This window comes from Aquimarina algicola (genome assembly GCF_006443095.1).
GTDB classification, from domain to species: Bacteria; Bacteroidota; Bacteroidia; order Flavobacteriales; family Flavobacteriaceae; genus Aquimarina; species Aquimarina algicola.
Genome location: NZ_VFWZ01000002.1, coordinates 979,573 through 996,437 on the forward strand (window position 1 = coordinate 979,573; position 16,865 = coordinate 996,437).

17 protein-coding genes are annotated in these 16,865 nt (G+C 31.7%); 6 read left to right on the forward strand and 11 right to left on the reverse strand.

Features of this window, described 5'->3' with window-relative positions; all coding sequences use genetic code 11:
• Window positions 1–53 precede the first annotated feature (53 nt).
• The 4 genes from gldD to mutY form a co-directional block, all read right to left on the reverse strand.
• On the reverse strand, window positions 54–623 hold the full coding sequence (gene gldD / locus FHK87_RS08375) for a gliding motility lipoprotein GldD (protein WP_140592228.1): 570 nt from the start codon (window positions 621–623) through the stop codon (window positions 54–56).
• Window positions 607–1,923: a gliding motility-associated protein GldE gene (locus FHK87_RS08380; RefSeq protein WP_140592229.1), complete on the reverse strand. Its 1,317-nt coding sequence runs from the start codon at window positions 1,921–1,923 to the stop codon at window positions 607–609. The genes gldD and FHK87_RS08380 overlap by 17 nt, the downstream gene beginning before the upstream one ends.
• Before the next feature lie 24 nt (window positions 1,924–1,947).
• Window positions 1,948–2,406: a single-stranded DNA-binding protein gene (locus FHK87_RS08385; RefSeq protein WP_140592230.1), complete on the reverse strand. Its 459-nt coding sequence runs from the start codon at window positions 2,404–2,406 to the stop codon at window positions 1,948–1,950.
• A 237-nt stretch (window positions 2,407–2,643) separates the two neighbouring features.
• The gene (gene mutY, locus FHK87_RS08390) at window positions 2,644–3,714 is read right to left on the reverse strand and encodes an A/G-specific adenine glycosylase (protein ID WP_140592231.1); all 1,071 of its coding nucleotides are present in this window, start codon (window positions 3,712–3,714) and stop codon (window positions 2,644–2,646) included.
• 130 nt (window positions 3,715–3,844) lie between these two features.
• On the opposite strand from mutY, the gene FHK87_RS08395 reads away from it, so the two are divergent.
• Both FHK87_RS08395 and FHK87_RS08400 read left to right on the forward strand, forming a co-directional pair.
• Window positions 3,845–4,135 (forward strand): HU family DNA-binding protein, encoded by a 291-nt coding sequence (locus tag FHK87_RS08395; RefSeq protein ID WP_140592232.1) that lies wholly within the window; start codon window positions 3,845–3,847, stop codon window positions 4,133–4,135.
• A 395-nt stretch (window positions 4,136–4,530) separates the two neighbouring features.
• A complete protein-coding gene (locus tag FHK87_RS08400; protein ID WP_140592233.1) occupies window positions 4,531–6,069 on the forward strand; it encodes an Rne/Rng family ribonuclease in 1,539 nt (512 codons plus the stop codon).
• Between the two features lie 107 nt (window positions 6,070–6,176).
• Here the strand turns inward: FHK87_RS08400 and FHK87_RS08405 are convergent, their stop codons facing one another.
• Both FHK87_RS08405 and FHK87_RS08410 read right to left on the reverse strand, forming a co-directional pair.
• Entirely contained in the window at window positions 6,177–7,583 is a 1,407-nt protein-coding gene (locus FHK87_RS08405; RefSeq protein ID WP_140592234.1) for a S41 family peptidase, read from the reverse strand.
• 160 nt (window positions 7,584–7,743) lie between these two features.
• A complete protein-coding gene (locus FHK87_RS08410) occupies window positions 7,744–8,895 on the reverse strand; it encodes a helix-turn-helix domain-containing protein (RefSeq protein ID WP_140592235.1) in 1,152 nt (383 codons plus the stop codon).
• A 104-nt stretch (window positions 8,896–8,999) separates the two neighbouring features.
• Between FHK87_RS08410 and FHK87_RS08415 the strand changes: the two genes are divergently transcribed.
• Complete coding sequence (locus FHK87_RS08415) at window positions 9,000–9,479, forward strand: regulatory protein RecX (protein WP_140592236.1); 480 nt, start codon at window positions 9,000–9,002, stop codon at window positions 9,477–9,479.
• 64 nt (window positions 9,480–9,543) lie between these two features.
• Here FHK87_RS08415 and FHK87_RS08420 read toward each other — a convergent pair whose 3' ends face one another.
• The 3 genes from FHK87_RS08420 to FHK87_RS08430 all read right to left on the reverse strand — a co-directional run bounded on the left by FHK87_RS08420 (window position 9,544) and on the right by FHK87_RS08430 (window position 12,890).
• Window positions 9,544–10,410 (reverse strand): cupin-like domain-containing protein, encoded by an 867-nt coding sequence (locus FHK87_RS08420; RefSeq protein WP_140592237.1) that lies wholly within the window; start codon window positions 10,408–10,410, stop codon window positions 9,544–9,546.
• 103 nt (window positions 10,411–10,513) lie between these two features.
• Window positions 10,514–11,617, reverse strand: a complete 1,104-nt coding sequence (bioB, locus tag FHK87_RS08425) for a biotin synthase BioB (protein WP_140592238.1) — start codon at window positions 11,615–11,617, stop codon at window positions 10,514–10,516.
• Between the two features lie 103 nt (window positions 11,618–11,720).
• On the reverse strand, window positions 11,721–12,890 hold the full coding sequence (locus FHK87_RS08430; protein ID WP_140592239.1) for a beta-ketoacyl synthase N-terminal-like domain-containing protein: 1,170 nt from the start codon (window positions 12,888–12,890) through the stop codon (window positions 11,721–11,723).
• Between the two features lie 208 nt (window positions 12,891–13,098).
• On the opposite strand from FHK87_RS08430, the gene FHK87_RS08435 reads away from it, so the two are divergent.
• From FHK87_RS08435 to FHK87_RS26155, 3 genes are all read left to right on the forward strand, one after another.
• Window positions 13,099–13,443 (forward strand): hypothetical protein, encoded by a 345-nt coding sequence (locus FHK87_RS08435; protein ID WP_140592240.1) that lies wholly within the window; start codon window positions 13,099–13,101, stop codon window positions 13,441–13,443.
• A gap of 107 nt (window positions 13,444–13,550) precedes the next feature.
• Complete coding sequence (locus FHK87_RS08440) at window positions 13,551–14,054, forward strand: GNAT family N-acetyltransferase (RefSeq protein WP_140592241.1); 504 nt, start codon at window positions 13,551–13,553, stop codon at window positions 14,052–14,054.
• A gap of 251 nt (window positions 14,055–14,305) precedes the next feature.
• Window positions 14,306–15,010 carry a hypothetical protein gene (locus tag FHK87_RS26155; protein ID WP_226294152.1) on the forward strand — a complete coding sequence of 235 codons (705 nt, stop codon included), beginning with the start codon at window positions 14,306–14,308 and terminating at the stop codon, window positions 15,008–15,010.
• Window positions 15,011–15,054: 44 nt separating this feature from the next.
• On the opposite strand, the gene FHK87_RS08450 is transcribed toward FHK87_RS26155, so the two are convergent.
• Both FHK87_RS08450 and FHK87_RS08455 read right to left on the reverse strand, forming a co-directional pair.
• Complete coding sequence (locus FHK87_RS08450) at window positions 15,055–15,765, reverse strand: LytR/AlgR family response regulator transcription factor (protein WP_140592242.1); 711 nt, start codon at window positions 15,763–15,765, stop codon at window positions 15,055–15,057.
• Window positions 15,755–16,861, reverse strand: a complete 1,107-nt coding sequence (locus FHK87_RS08455) for a sensor histidine kinase (RefSeq protein ID WP_226294153.1) — start codon at window positions 16,859–16,861, stop codon at window positions 15,755–15,757. Before FHK87_RS08455 ends, FHK87_RS08450 begins: the two co-directional genes overlap by 11 nt.
• Window positions 16,862–16,865 lie beyond the last annotated feature (4 nt).

The following is a 16,865-nucleotide window of genomic DNA, read 5'->3' on the forward strand; positions in this document are numbered from 1 at the left end:
CTAGAAAGGAAGAAGCTGTTTTTGATGAAAATTAACGCTCATGGGACAAAATATTATTCTTGCCACTCTAATGTTTCTATCATGTGTCGAATATCGTTTCGCAAATATTCTGCCGCAGGCAGTATAGAATCATAATTAGGCTTTACTTTAAAATAAATAGAACCTACCAAAAAATGATTTGTACTATCTGTTGCATAAAATTGAGAAGGAGAAGCTGCATCTCCTGATACCTTGTAAATTGTTCCAAAGACTCGTTTTTCTGAATTTACGTATTCTTCAGGTTTAATCGCATCAGCTTTTATAAAATGTTCTTGGGTAAGATTTTGTGCGTCTCTAAGCAAAGAGTCGAGATTATTATTAATCCTAAAGTATGAAATATACATCGTTGCTTTAAGTTTTTTGTACTCGAGATTGTACCAACATTTTCTATTTCTTCTGGCGTTCTCAAGTTCTGCAAAATCATTTTTTTCAAAAGAATAAGCACAAGGGATAGTAGTTTTTTGATACTTTGGATTTGGATAACTTAATCGAAGCATTCCTTTAGGTTTTGGCAACACCTCTCCTTTGCAGGAAAGTAATATTGACACCATAATTATCCAAGAAGACTTAATTACTACTTTCATCAATGGTTAATTTTATTTGTTTTATACGCTTATTATCAAGTGACTCTATTTTAAATGTGTATTTATCTAGCATAATCGATTCTCCTCTTTTAGGGAAACTTCCCGAGATCTCAAGCAATAATCCTGCAATCGTTTCAGCATCTCCTTTTTTATCTTCAAAAGCCGTATTGTCTTCAAGTTTTAGCACTTTATAAAAATCTTTGAGCGCCGTCCTCCCTTCAAAAACGTAATTTTGGTCATCTAATTTAGAGTAAATAAGATCTTCATCATCAAACTCATCACTGATATCTCCTACAATCTCTTCTATAATATCTTCTAATGAAATCAAACCACTTGTTCCCCCATATTCATCAACAACTATAGCCAAATGATTTTTCTTTACTTTGAAATCATTTAATAAATCATCAAGTTTTTTATTTTCAGGCACAAAATAAGGTTCTCTAAGTAAGGATAACCAGTCAAACGTTGATTCATTGATATATGGCAAAAGATCTTTGACATACAAAATACCAATTACCTTATCTATACTTTCTTCATATACAGGAATTCTTGAATATCCATTTCCTACTATTTCGGGAATAATTTCTTTGTATGTAGATTCTTTATTAAGCGCAAAAATATCAATCCTCGGGCGCATTACTTGCTTGGTATCTGTATTCCCAAAAGAAACAATGCCTTCTAATATTTTTTTCTCCTCAAAAGTAGTATCTGTATCAGATGTAAGCTCTAATGCTTGAGACAATTGATCAACACTCAAGTTGGATTTTTGTTTTCCCAACCTGTTATGAATACTCATTGTAACGCTACGCATAGGTAGACTAATCGGAGAAATAACCCAATCTAAAGCCTTAAGGGGTTTTGCCATAAACTTAGCAAACTTAACATTGTTTCTACTTGCGTAAATTTTGGGTAAAATCTCCCCAAATAATAAAATAACAAAAGCCGCAATCCCTATTTCTACAAGCAATCTAACCCAAAGTACAACATTAAGGTGTTCAAAATACAATTTACCCAATGCATCAAAAAGTAAAACAATTGCAATATTGATAAAATTATTGGCTACCAAAATCGTTGCCAATAGTTTTTTTGGGTTATCTAAAAGTTTAGAAATAATCTTAAGATTATTAGAGGTATCTTCTTCATCTTTGAGATCTGCAGTCGTCAAAGAAAACAAAGCTACTTCACTACCTGATATTAAAGCAGAAAAAATAAGCAGAATCAACAGGGCAACAATATTAATTGTTTGCGCTATATCAAAAATAAATAATGAAGTTAAAAGAAGTTCAGGATCAGGGTCCAAATTATTTTTCTTTAATTAAACATATCAGAATGGCAGATCATCGTCTTCCATTTCTGGTGAGTTGGTTGAAACCTCCTGTGGATTAACCGCCGGAGTATTTGCTTGGGGAGCACTTTGCATAGAAGAACCTGTAATTTGACTTTCATTTTTTGGTGTTAGAAAAGTAAAGTCTGTGCATTGTATTTCTGTACTATACCTATCTTTACCTTGTTCATCCTGCCATTTTCTAGTCTTAAGACGCCCTTCTATATAGATCTTATCTCCTTTGTTAAGGTATTTTTCGCAAATTTCTGCGGCTTTATTACGCACCACTATATTATGCCATTCTGTAGTATTCACACGCTCGCCTGTGCTTTTGTTTACATAAGAATCGTTTGTAGCCAGCGGAAATCTACCTATACAATTTCCCCCTTCAAAATAATGCATTTTTACATCATCTCCCGTATGGCCAATAAGCATAACTTTATTTAATGTTCCAGACATATATCGTTCTGTAGTTTGTTATTTTGGTTTTGAGTTGCAAATAAATGACAAACAAAGTAATTAAGCATGTACTATAATTACTTTTTTATCATTTTATTAAAAACACCTTACTTAGTAAATGTAATAAAAAAAATAATACATGAATAGCATAAAACATCTATTAACGTATATTTTATTTATTTTCAATACTGATTTACAACAAGTTAAAAAACACAAAGCCTATTACTATAATAGTTATTAACTCGAGGTTAACTCTTTGCTGAAAAATGAATCTATAAAATTACCTATCAAAATAGGCACCGGATACGAATGCACATCTCTCATTAGTATCATTTCTTCTGAAGCCTCAAAAACAGATTCATCATCAATTTTTAATATAAAAAATCGGGTATACAAATGTTGATGAGATAATTTATGTACTATAGGTTCATTATTATGTGGGATAATATCATATGGCTTATCTTTTATCATCTTTGTAAAAAGAGAATGTGAGGCAATTGTATCAATATCTGTTTTTTCGCTTTCTATAAGAGGAAACTCATACAAACCTTGCCATATCCCATTTCCTGTTCTTTGATTTATAATTGTGTATGTATCATTAATCACAGGTATGATATAATTAAAATATCTTTTTTTAATCTTTGTTTTCTTGAGCTTAACAGGCAATTGATCTACGGTTCCTTTTTTTAAAGCCATACAACTATCATTCAAAGGACATATAATACAATACGGACTCTTTGGCTTGCATTGTAACGCTCCAAACTCCATAATTGCCTGATTATATGCATCAGGCTCCTCATGATCCATAAGTTCTATAGCTAATTCTTTAAATTCTTTTACTCCTTTGGGAGTATTGATAGGAGTATCTATATTAAAATATCTAGAAAGTACTCTATATACATTTCCATCAACAACAGGAACAGCTTCGTTATAACAGATAGATGCAATAGCACTAGCAGTATAATCTCCTACTCCTTTTAATGTTAATAATTCTTTATAATTAGAAGGAAACACTCCATTTAGTTCTTCTGCAATATATTTTGCTGTGGCATGAAGATTTCTTGCTCGAGAATAATATCCCAAACCTTGCCATAATTTTAATACTTTTTCTTCTTCTGCTTTTGCAAGGTCAAAAACAGTAGGAAAAGCTTTTGTAAATGACAAATAATAGGGTAATCCTTGTGCAACTCTGGTCTGTTGAAGTATAATTTCACTCAGCCAAATATGGTATGGATTTTTGGTTTCTCGCCATGGCATTGCTCTTTTATTTTGTAAGTACCACGTAATGAGTTTTTTAGAAAATTTCATAACAAAATTATAAGTTTTACAAAATTAAACGTTTAAAGATGAAAATATCATCTTAAGTATTGATATTTTGGATTTTAAATTATTATATTTGCCCCCTTGAAAATTTAAAAACCCCTAAATAGGAAATAGAATGACTAAAGCAGATATTGTAGCGAGAATTTCAGAAAAGCTAGGAATTGAAAAAGGAGATGTTCAGGCAACGGTTGAAACATTCATGGAAGAAGTTAAAAGTTCTTTAGAGAGCGGAGACAATGTTTACCTTAGAGGATTTGGTAGCTTTATAATCAAAACCAGAGCAGAAAAAACCGGTAGAAACATTTCTAAGAATACTACAATCAAAATACCTGCGCACAACATACCAGCATTTAAACCTGCAAAAGTATTTGTAGAAGGTGTAAAAACTAATGTAGAAGTAAAGTAAACTAATTAACAATAAATAAAACGCATACACTATGCCAAGTGGTAAAAAAAGAAAAAGACACAAGGTAGCTACGCACAAGCGTAAAAAAAGAAGAAGAGCAAACCGCCATAAGAAAAAGTAGTTTCTAACTACTTTTTTCATTTAAAAAGTTAAGTTCTTTGACATCGAAACAAAATTGTATTTTACTACCTACAATAAATTTTGTTTCAACGGAATTTATAACAATTCCTGTGAAAAAAAGTACTAGCAAATCCAATCTTTATATTGTTTGAAGAATATTTGCTATACGAACTATGAAATGCTAGAAAGTATCGAATAATCATATTATCGACATCTTTCTAGCAAACAAAAATGTTTAATCCATCTCGATTCTTCGGGATAAAAATCTATTCAGAGTGAACAAAGAATTGATCATCAGGTCAGGTTCCTCTACAGATTTTGCCTTATTAAAGGATGGAAAACTAATTGAATTACACAAGGAAGAAGACGATAGCAATTTTTCGGTTGGTGATATTTTTATTGCCAAAATCCGCAAAGCTGTTCCAGGTCTTAATGCCGCATTTGTAAATGTCGGCTACGAGAAAGATGCTTTTTTGCATTATCATGACCTAGGTCCTCAAGTGTCTTCTTTGCTTAAATTCATTAAACGTGTAAGCACAGGTAAATTAAAAAATTATTCTCTTAAGGATTTTCCTTTTGAGAACGACATTGACAAACATGGTATTATTACCGATGTTTTAAAGTCTAATCAATCACTACTAGTACAAATTGTAAAAGAACCGATATCGACAAAAGGCCCTAGAATTAGTTCAGAACTTTCTATTGCAGGCAGATATATCGTATTAGTTCCTTTTTCTAATAGAATCTCTATTTCTCAGAAAATAGAATCCGCAGAAGAAAAAGAACGTTTAAAAAGGCTTGTAAAAAGTATAAAGCCAAAAGGTTTCGGAATTATTGTACGTACAGTAGCAGAAGGCAAAAAAGTAGCAGAACTAGACAAAGATTTACAAAATCTAATGGATCGTTGGAAAGCTATGTGCAAAAAAATGTACAAAGCACACCATCCATCTAAAGTACTAGGTGAAATGAATAGAGCATCTTCTATACTTAGAGATGTTTTTAATGACACCTTTACATCTATCATTGTAGACGACGACGAACTCTACAACAGAATCAAAGAGTATCTGCAAGAAATTGCTCCAAAAAAGGAATCAATTGTAAAACTTCACCCTCCAAAAGTACCTATATTTGAAAAGTATGGTATAGAAAGACAGATCAAAACAAGTTTTGGCAAAACAGTTTCGATGAGTAAAGGCGCTTATTTGGTTATAGAGCATACAGAAGCAATGCATGTAATTGATGTAAATAGCGGCAATCGGTCAAACAAGGCCAAAAACCAAGAAGATACTGCATTAGAAGTTAATCTAATTAGTGCAACAGAGGTTGCTCGACAACTTCGTCTAAGAGATATGGGAGGAATTATTGTCGTCGATTTTATCGATATGAATAATGCCGAAAATCGCAAAACACTCTTCAATCATTTGAGAGAAGAAATGAAAGACGATAGAGCAAAACATAAGATTTTACCACCAAGTAAATTTGGTTTGATTCAAATCACGCGACAGCGTGTACGACCAGAAATGAATATCAAAACCCGTGAAGAAGATCCAAACGGAATAAATGGCGAAGTTGAGGCGCCAATAGTTTTGGTAGATAAAATAAAGGTCGAACTAGAAAAATTAATTAAAAAAGACTATAAAAGTATTACGCTAAGCGCGCATCCTTTTATTGCTGCTTTTTTAACTAAAGGATTTCCATCCACCCGATCAAAATGGTTTTTGAACCACAAAAGATGGGTAAAAATTGTACCTAGAGACGCTTACACGTATTTAGAATATCATTTTCACGATAAAAATGGTGAACTGATAAAATAACAGAAACCCGGCATTATAACACTGCCGGGTTTTTTGTTTTATTACTTTAACAGAAAAATCAAGAATAAAATAGCAATCAATTTCTTGAGGTGTTGATGCTATATTCTCTAATTATTCAATATTTCGACAGCCTTATCAATACCACCATCTTTTTCTTCTATAAAATCATCGTTTGAGAATAAGGGAACTCTATTCTCATCACCTGGTCCAATACCAATTGCTTCAAACACCTGACCTTGTGCATCACTATATACTTCATTAGACAACCCTACACTCGCACCATTTGGTAAAACATGAACAAGAACATCAGAAAAAATTCCGCTTGTATGATCCCCTACTATAGTTACATATGGTAGATCTTTCATGCATAGCATAAAAACCTCTGTTGCACTTGCCGTAAAAGGACTTGTAAGCAACACTATATCTCCCGTAAATTGAAAATCACCTTTGGGTGATATAGACACAGATGTACTTTCAGTAAAACCATCTTTAAACTTTGCCTTTTTTGAAAATGCCAATCGTTCTTGATCTACAAATCTAGAAGCTATATTTACAGCAACCATATCAAATCCTCCTCCATTAAAACGCACATCTATAATAAGCTTGGAAAGCTCAGCATCTTTAATGTCATCCATTATGTTATCTAAAACAGTATTTAATGCTTCTAATTCGTTTCCCGCACCGGTTCCAAAACCAGCCATTCCAAAAATATTTATATATCCAATATTGTCATCAATTGCCCCCCAAGCTATCGTTTGATTTTCATTAAATTCAAAAACTCCACCTAAATATTTTGCTCCTATCGTTTCTAACCTTTGACCATAAAGTCTATTATAATCTTCAAAAGATTCAATTCTAAAATCTCCACTAAGGCCTGAATTTAGTCTGTCAAATAAATTTTGAGAACCAGAATCAATATTAATATTATTGGCCTCGTCTTCGATGAGTACATGACCGTCTTTTAATTGAAGTATTACTTCTTCTAGAACAGTATAAAAGTTATCAGAGTTGATTTGCTCTCCCAAATTTTTATACTGCATCCAATCCACATTACGGGTTTCAAAAAAGGCATAATGATCGTTGAATATATTCCAAAAATGATCATAATTAACCTTTGGATCATTTGTGTCTGCAATCTGATCAGGTAAACATAACTCATTTTGGCTAGTCAATCTTTTGAATTCAATATCTGATGCTGAAAGTTCTGAGGCTACTATCAATTCGTTGGGACCAACTTGCTCTAATGTTGCTCCAAAAGATTCTTCTGCATCAAAATTATCATCTGCAACCGTACAACCTATAGAATTGACACTATACAATACACTTTTCTCATCATTAGTTTCTAAAATATATCCTTTGCCTTCTAATAGCCAAAAACCATTCTTCGAAGTCTCCGGGGATGATTGATCATCATCATTTTGACAGGCCGTGATGATGAGCCCTACAATTAACATCAAAAAAATTTGCTTGAAATTTCTAATCACTGTCGTTTTACTATACTTGCGTGAATCCATACTTTTGTTTTATTTTAAGAATTAATAACACTGTTGATTGACAAATAAAACCTATCAAGTATCCAGAGTTATAAATAAAATACAACAGGTCTAAATACTCATTTGGTTTTGGTCAAAACTAGGTAGGACAAATGAAATCGACGTTCGATAATATTAAGATTTAAGAATTTAGAACCTTTTTATACTTCGATTTATACTGACTTGGAGTAAGTCCTGTTTCTTTCTTGAAAGACGTATAAAATGTTGTTTTAGATTTAAAACCAGCTTCTAATCCTATAGCTAATAAACTGTATTTATCATACTCTGTATCAAGAATCATTTTTTTAACTTCTTTAATACGATAAGAATTTACATATCCGGTAAAATTCTTTTTTGTAACATCATTGACTATCTGAGATACATAACCAGAACTAATATTCAATAGTTTGGCAATTGTGTCTCGGTTTAAGTCAGGATTACGATATATATAGTCTTGTTGAAACAAGTTTTCTAATTTCTGAAAGTATCTATTGTTTTCAGAAAAAGAATGGTCAGAAATTTCAAGTTTTCTTTGTGTTGTTTTTTCAAAAGTTTCTTTTAAATCTAAAAGAGATCTTTTCGTTGATCTATCATCATTACTAAGCTTTAACATATACACTCCATAATACAAAACCCAAAACATAAATATTGAGCCTCCACCACATATGATTACAATACCAATTTTATAACCAATATCAAAAATCATATCAGCGATATCAAGTATTACCCATGATGTTACAAGAGAAAATACACATATACACAAGTTTTTTAACCATTTAGTACTAGGGTGATTCATGTATTTTTTTTGAAGAAGAATTACATAAGCCCAAATAGCCAATAAAAAATTATAAGAATAATATCCAAATTCCTGAAAGCCAAAAAGCCAATCATAAAACAACTCTTTATGTTTCCAGGGATAGGAATACCAATGATAGATATTTTCAATATTAACAACCGTATTAATAAGTACAGACAGTATAAAAGGAAGGTACAACCAAAGTAATTTTTTGCTTTTCTCTAAATGATGGTTGATCGATTTTAAAATATAAAGGAAAAAAAATACAGGAAATAAAAATATCCATTCAATATCATAAAAAATGAATAGTCTAGGATAATCAATGTAAAAATCAATAGCATCCAAATACACATTAAACATCAAAAATGACAAAATTAATATTGAATATCCCAAATAGTTATTAGTAGAACTCTTGAAAAAAGGAGAAAAAAGGATAGCAAAACCAAAAATGACTCCTTGGGAAGCGCTAATTATCAAGAAAAATTGAAAAATGCTCATTTTTATGATTTTGCTTTAAAAATTAGGTTGAAAGCCTGTTTTTATCTTTAGCTGCTACTATAACCTTATTTCTATTATTAAAAAGTCTCTTACCTTTGTACTCAATGCAACAGAAACCACCTACATCAATCACAGTAGCTGAAGCTACTAGCAAAATGGAACACTACTGTGCTTATCAAGAACGCTGTCACAAGGATATTGTGACAAAATTAAACACTATGAGGCTTATCCCTGCAGCCAAAGAACAAATCATAATACATCTTATTGAGCACAATTTCTTGAATGAAGAACGTTTTGCTAAAAGTTTTGCAAGAGGAAAATTTTCTATCAAAAAATGGGGTAAACAAAGAATCATTAGAGAGCTAAAATATAGAGACATTTCGCAGTATAATCTAAAAGAAGCATTAAAAGAAATCTCTGATACTGACTACCTCAACACTTTTCACGAATTGGCTGAAAAAAAATACCATTTGCTTACCGAAACAAACCTTATTAAAAAAAGGAAGAAATTAACCGATTATCTTTTATATCGAGGTTGGGAAACTCATTTGGTTTTTGAAAAAGTAAGAGAACTTTTTGAATAAAAAAATGCTATAGTGACATGGAATAAAAAAACAAATTCCTTAAATAGTATTGATCAAAAATAGATCAAAATCCATTTCTCTTGTTGGTTCTTCGAATAGCTTCTGTGTTTTTATAATCAATCCATTTATGACCTCGTTGTTTTCTCATAAAGTTATCAAAATGCCTTAGAAGAAACACATTATAAGTAGCTTGTGTAAAATTAGTTACTTTTTTAGGCAAAGATCTAATACTCATCGAAAACCCGGGAGTCAAATACGTCATTTGATGCCAGTATCCTTCGGGCATATAGAGAACATCGCCGTGTTTTAATTCTGTTACATACCCTTTTGCATGTTGTAGTGCAGGCCATTGATCAAAATTGGGATTATTAAAATCTATTTCTTCGTGCGAGATCAATGCATGGGGTACTTTATACAAATATCTGGTCTCTGATGGAGGAAACAAAATACATTGCTTTTTTCCATGAAAATGGAAATGAAAAATATTAGCCAAGTCTATATCATAATGCATAAACACTTTTGATCCTGATCCTCCAAAGAATAGAAATGGTAACTTTTTTAAAAATTTTAGTCCGATATCAGGATAATCAAAGTCGTTTTGAAGCTCAGGGACTTCTTTTAATAAATTGTATAAAAATATCCTGTAATTTGTTGATCCCTCTTTCAATAATTCAATATACGCACTCAATTTCATATTAGAATGAGGCTCATTGAACTTTTGGTCAGAATTAATTCGCCTATCATCATACACCGGAACTATTTTTTCTCCTGCTAATTGAGAAATATAATCAAGGCTCCATTGCTTATAAGCTACACTATCAGTAATCAATTCTTCAATTACTAATGGCTTTTGTAATTTGACATACTCGTTAAGGAACTTTTCTTTGGTAATTTTCTTTACCCTTGGTATATGTTCTAAATTTAATTTCACTGAAAACTATAAAATAAAACATAAACAAACGACATGCTGACTACACGAAATGTTTATCTATCCTAATAAAAACAACTCTACATCATACCTAGCAAAAGTCTTTTTATTTATCTGCAGCTATACCTTTAGCTTTTTCTTTTGCTATTTCATTTCTTTCTATACTATGACCTGGCCTTGACCATTTTGGTTTTTCTCCTAATGATTCAAATTTTGAATCTGCGGCTTCTATTGTTTCAGGTTGTGCTTTTTTAACAAATGGTTTCTGAGGATTAAGCCCGAGTAACTTAAACATTTCCATGTCTTCATTTACATCAGGATTTGGAGTAGTAAGTAGTTTATCTCCGGCAAATATTGAGTTTGCTCCAGCAAAGAAACACATTGCCTGCCCTTCTCTACTCATTTCAGTTCTTCCCGCAGATAGTCGTACTTGTGTTTTTGGCATTACGATTCTTGTAGTAGCTACCATTCGTATCATATCCCACATAGACACAGGCTTTTCTTCTTCCATAGGTGTACCCTCTACTGCCACCAAAGAGTTAATAGGCACAGATTCTGGTTGTGGGCTTAATTTTGCTAATGCAACAAGCATTCCTGCACGATCTTCTACTTCTTCTCCCATACCAATAATACCACCACTACATACGGTTACATTGGTTTTTCGCACATTATCAATGGTCTGCAAGCGGTCTTCATATCCTCTTGTAGAAATAACTTCTTTATAATACTCTTCTGAAGTATCTAAATTATGATTGTAAGCATATAGACCCGCTTCTGCCAAACGCTGGGCTTGATTCTCTGTAATCATACCTAGAGTACAACATACTTCCATCTCTAATTTATTGATCGTTCGTACCATTTCAAGCACATTATCAAACTCAGGTCCATCTTTTACATTACGCCATGCAGCACCCATACATACTCTGGAACTTCCTGAGGCTTTTGCTCGAAGTGCCTGAGCTTTTACTTGTTGTACACTCATGAGGTCGTTTCCTTCTATATCGGTATGGTACCTAGCTGCCTGTGGACAATACCCACAATCTTCTGGACAACCTCCTGTTTTGATCGATAATAATGTCGATACTTGTACTACATTAGGATCATGGTATTCTCTATGAATAGTTGCTGCCTTATATAATAAATCCATCAAAGGTAGATTGTAGATATCTAATATCTCTTGCTTTGTCCAATCGTGTCTAATTATGCTCATAAAAATGGTTGTGAGTCTTCAAAAATAATGGTTTGTTCTTAAAAAACACAGCGAATAAACATCAAATTCGTGGTTTTTAGTCCTAATAAATCTATAAATTTTGTTAATTCGAGTTTGGGGTTTCTATCAAAACACTCACTGCATTTCCTCCAAAACCAACTGCATTCACAATAATTTTATGTAATTGCTTGGGGGGTGTTTTATAAGTAACGTATGGTACGGGGATAAATTGCTGTTTTTGTAACATCAATATTGCCAATTCTAAACTCAGCATCCCACTAGCTCCAAAGGTATGACCTATTTTCCATTTATTTGTTGTAAGTGCAGGTTTGTGTTTTCCAAAAACAGCTTGTATGGCATTATATTCTGATAAATCTCCTTTTACCGTTCCCGGAGCATGCATTACAATAGCATCTACCTCATCGACAGCAGTATTTTTTAAAGCCATTTTCATTGATTTCTGAAAACAATCTGCCTTTGTTGATATCGAAATATTGTGTTTCAAAGGTTCTGTAGCATACCCAATTCCTCTTATCTGTGCTATTGCATTTTCTTTCGCTCCTTTTTCGAGACATGCTACTGCAGCACCTTCTCCCAAAAACATAGAATTTCGAGTTTTATCCCAATGCATTGCCTGACAAGGATATACTTCTCCATTATTTGCCCCATAGATTTTCAAGGCTTTCATCTGTGCAATAGTAAAAGGAGTAAGTGGTGCTTCGCTACCACCGACTAAAAACTTATCTGTTAATCCAGATTGTAGCCATGCAACACCATTAAGTATTGCGTGTAATGCCGTAGAACAAGTAATAGAATGACTGATTTCTGGTCCGTTTGCTTGTAAATCGTGAGCAATCCATGATGAGATATTACCCAGTGTTGTTGTAGGTGAACTCAATGTTGACGATTTACTCGTTTCCAAAAACTCTTTATGATATTTTTCAAAAAGCTGTGTCGCACCTCTAGAAGAGCCAATATTAATCCCAAAATTAGAATCGTCACCCCATCCTGATTTTTTAATTACTTCTCTCGCGGCAAATATTCCGAAAAGAACAGAATCATCCAACGCTTTGTAATGAGTAGTTTCTTTTCTTAAACTTTCAATTACTTGTTTTGAGGCTGTACAAAGTGGTGCAATAGGTGTTGATTCTCCTTCAAAATCTTCAAAAGAGATGCAATGTGATGAATCCTTGTATTTTTCCCAAATACCATCAGACGAAATTCCTAATGGAGAGATTGAGGAGATCCCTGTTATTGATATCGTGTGTTGCAATGCCTAATTTTTGGCAAATGTAGGGGTTTGATCTGTTTTCTTCAATACCTACCCATACTTCATTAACTAAAAATTAGGATAAAGAAAATTAAAGTTTCAAAACTAACGTGTTCACTACATCATTTCTTGTTATTAAAAAATACGATTACATTTATATGAAAAAAAGTTAATCAACCAAAAACTCATAGTTCAACTTCAATTGAAAAAAATGAAAACTAATAAAATACTTAAAACAATACTAACATGGTTACCTTCGGTAATACTAACATTATTTTTTATCCCAAATGCTTTGGACAAAATTCTACATTCTAATCAGACCGAAAAAATCATAGCAAATAGCACTGTGATGATCACAACAGGAATATTTCTTTTAGTTGCTACAATTATGTTCTTGTACAACAAAACTATACTTATCGGAACCTTTCTTTTGGCACTTTACATGACTCTTATTGTATGTATTCATATGTATAAAGGAAAACCTTACGAAGTAACTATTTTGATTGTTATGGCAACAATATTTGCTTCCTATATCCGAAAACCAAAACTGTTTTAATAAGAATGAGAATTCTAATGTATTGCTGACTTACTCTAGCTTATAAAGTTGAATCAAAATCGTTGGAGAAAAGTTTCGTAATATTATTTTCAAAGTAATTTTAAGTAATGGATTTTATATTTAACCAAATAGAAATTAAGGACAAAAACATAGTTCTGGAGTTATTTAAGAAAACTGCCGAAAAAATTAATAAAATGAATATCGATCACTGGCAGTATTGGAAAAACCCACCTCTTGAAAAAATTAAATGGGTCGAAGAAGGTATCGCAAATAATGAATTCTTTTTTATTAGTACTCCCAATAAAGAAAATCTAGGTATGGTCAGAATCTTGGAAAAAGACTTATTATATTGGGGTAAACAACACAGTAAAGCAAGATATATTCACTCTCTGGTAATCAAAGAAGAGTTTAACGGAAAAGGGATTGGTACTAAGGTTATTAATAAAATAGGGGAACGAGCCAAGAGAGAGGGTTATAATTTTTTGAGGCTTGATGCCGACTCCAAAAACTCAAAACTTTGTGGTTATTATGAGAAAATAGGATTTAAAAAAGTTGGTATGAAAACATTACCATTGTCAGTCAATACTCTTTATGAGAAAGAATTGATATGAAAATCATCTACAAAAATCAAAAGCTTAGATAGTTTTAGGTTTGAAGTTATTAACTAGCGTGGGTATTCTTTTGACAATATATATCGTTATGAAAGAGGAATTCAAAAAAAATAGAATCACCTATTACGAATAAGACGAAAAAAAGGAAATAATGATACTCATGTTGACTCTTTTTGAATTAAATATTGACTTTATACAACAAGGATGTGTATAATAGAAATATGCTTAATAGTATAGAGAAGATGAAAAATATGAAAGTGGTAAAGGAAAATTATGAAACTTTAATTCAAATAGGTCTTCCTACCTTCATACTTAATCATGAGAAAAAATGGATTTTCTTTCTTCAGGAAGGTTGGGATGTAGAAACCGGTTGGAATTATTCTAGTGAAATGACAGAAATACAACAAATCCAACTCTACCGATTTATTAAAGCCAATACTATAGAATCGTGCTTATCTAATGAAATTGAATTAAAATATAATTTAAAAAATAAACAGCAAATCGAGATCAAAGTAGTTAAACACCACTCTAATAATATTTCTTTTGATTTCTTTATCAATCAACAACAGCTTTCAAAAAAACTTGGGATCAACCGATTTGACATGGCTTATTCTGATTTTGATTTAGACGTTTTTGAAGTTGATACCACCAAATTCCCCAATTATGACAGAAAAAAAATAAATACAAATGCTGTCTCTGGATTTTTAGGAATCAGTAAGCCTATAAACCAGTTTGGAACAGATAGAATTGTATTATACAGGTGTCATTGCGGTTCTGATTACTGCGGCGTTATTTCATTTGCATTACACAAGGAAGACAACTCAATAATCTGGAAAGACATATCTTATGAAGATGACACTGAAAACAACGAAGAAATAATAATAAAAGAACTAAGATTTGACAGTAAAGAATATCAATTAGAATTTGAACAATATTTATCTAAATATTGTAGCTAAAACAAGTTGTATTTGATCAAATAGGCTAAAAAAGAAAATATAGTTTATCGATTCATATCCAAGTAGTCATATACTTTTTCTTTGTAGCTCACTCCTATCGGGATTTCGATAGTATCCAATTCAATATCATTATGAGTATATGCCGTTATTTTACTAAGGTTTATGATATACGATCTATGAATTCTTAAAAATAACTCTTGATCCAATTCTTTTTCGATGTCACTAATTTTATATTTAGTTAGAATTTGTTTATTGGCTGTATGTATTTTAATATAATCTTTAAGGCTTTCGATATAAACAATATTGTAAATAGGTACTTTATGATATTTATTTCCTGATTTTACCAGTATAGATTGTTCTTTTTCTTCAGGTATACTTTTATTTTCTATAATCTTAATATTGTCTTCTCTAGAGAATCGTTCGACTGCTCTAAAAAATCGCTCAAAGGTAATCGGTTTCAACAAATAATCTAATATATCTAAGTCATATCCTTCGATCGCATAATCTCTATATGCAGTAGTAATTATAGTTTTTGGGGGATGTTTTAGCGTTTTAAGAAATGCTAATCCTGTTATATTTGGCATTTTTATATCCAAAAACATAAGATCTATCGTTTGTTTTTGTAATACTTCTAGTGCCTGAATTGCATTGTTGCAAGTAGCGACAATTTCAAAAGACTCTATTTTAGAAATATGATTTTCTAATAATCGAATAGCCAATGGCTCATCATCTACAAGTAAGCATCTAGTCTTCATTTGTAATATCTATTTTTAATCGAACCAAAAACATATCTTCTTTACTATTCTCTATCTCTAATGCATATCGGTTTGGGTATAATAATTCTAATTGCTTCCTAATATTTACCAGACCAATTTTTTTTCTAGGTGTGCTTATACCTATTGATTGGATTGTATTACAAATTTCAAATACAAAACACCCATTTTGGTTGCTTGTTGTAATGTCAATCTTTGGAGAACCACTATCTTCTCCTGCGCCGTGTTTGAAAGCATTTTCTACAAATGATAATAAAATTAGTGGAGCTATTTTAATTTCTTTATGTATTTCTTTTTTAAAAGTCACTTGTAAACGATCATCATATCTTAGTTTTTCTAATCCTATATAATTTTCCAACATTCTCAATTCTCCTTGTAGTGGTACATATTTCTCTGAACATCGATATAAAATATAATCTAAAATTTCTGATAATCGTTCAATAGAATATGCTGTATGAGGTGAATTTTCGATAGCCAACACATAAATATTATTAAGAGTATTGAATAAAAAATGAGGGTTCAATTGCGCTTTAAGAATATGAAGCTCTGTCTCTACTTTTTCTTTCTTTAATGTTAATTCTTTTTGTTTTGTATTTGCAAAATGGGTAAAATACTTTAGGAAAAGAAATACAAAAACCGCCAAATATACTGAAGGAAAATAGTTAAGTAATAACTTTTTCCAATCTAATAATATTTCTTTCAAAGGCTCTTGTACAAAAGGATATGTCCTTAGCAATGGTTCGGATATGTAAATAATCAAAATTCTTCCCAGAGCACTGGTAAAATATATGATCATAAAACCAATCGAAATATAAAACCATTTCTGTTTTCTTAATATATATCTCGGAATCAAATAATATGCAAAAAGATATGCTCCAATAAGCTGAGGAACAAGCAAACATAATTGTCTGACAAGAGAAGAGAACAAAGAATATTGATCCAACATTCTATCTCTAGCCATAAAACCAAGCACCATAATCGACCAAAAAATCAAATGTTTTGTCCACTTTGTGCTCTGAATATATTCTGTTATTTTCTCTATTTGATTCAACACTGAAGCATTTCTAAAATTGGGCATCAAA

Bases quoted from the DNA above. Each gene is read 5' to 3' on its own strand.
- gldD (WP_140592228.1), bottom strand. From the start codon at position 623: ATGAAAGTAGTAATTAAGTCTTCTTGGATAATTATGGTGTCAATATTA.
- FHK87_RS08385 (WP_140592230.1), bottom strand. From the start codon at position 2,406: ATGTCTGGAACATTAAATAAAGTTATGCTTATTGGCCATACGGGAGAT.
- mutY (WP_140592231.1), bottom strand. From the start codon at position 3,714: ATGAAATTTTCTAAAAAACTCATTACGTGGTACTTACAAAATAAAAGA.
- FHK87_RS08395 (WP_140592232.1), top strand. From the start codon at position 3,845: ATGACTAAAGCAGATATTGTAGCGAGAATTTCAGAAAAGCTAGGAATT.
- FHK87_RS08405 (WP_140592234.1), bottom strand. From the start codon at position 7,583: ATGGATTCACGCAAGTATAGTAAAACGACAGTGATTAGAAATTTCAAG.
- FHK87_RS08410 (WP_140592235.1), bottom strand. From the start codon at position 8,895: ATGAGCATTTTTCAATTTTTCTTGATAATTAGCGCTTCCCAAGGAGTC.
- FHK87_RS08415 (WP_140592236.1), top strand. From the start codon at position 9,000: ATGCAACAGAAACCACCTACATCAATCACAGTAGCTGAAGCTACTAGC.
- bioB (WP_140592238.1), bottom strand. From the start codon at position 11,617: ATGAGCATAATTAGACACGATTGGACAAAGCAAGAGATATTAGATATC.
- FHK87_RS08435 (WP_140592240.1), top strand. From the start codon at position 13,099: ATGAAAACTAATAAAATACTTAAAACAATACTAACATGGTTACCTTCG.
- FHK87_RS08440 (WP_140592241.1), top strand. From the start codon at position 13,551: ATGGATTTTATATTTAACCAAATAGAAATTAAGGACAAAAACATAGTT.
- FHK87_RS26155 (WP_226294152.1), top strand. From the start codon at position 14,306: ATGAAAGTGGTAAAGGAAAATTATGAAACTTTAATTCAAATAGGTCTT.
- FHK87_RS08450 (WP_140592242.1), bottom strand. From the start codon at position 15,765: ATGAAGACTAGATGCTTACTTGTAGATGATGAGCCATTGGCTATTCGA.
- FHK87_RS08455 (WP_226294153.1), bottom strand. From the start codon at position 16,861: ATGCCCAATTTTAGAAATGCTTCAGTGTTGAATCAAATAGAGAAAATA.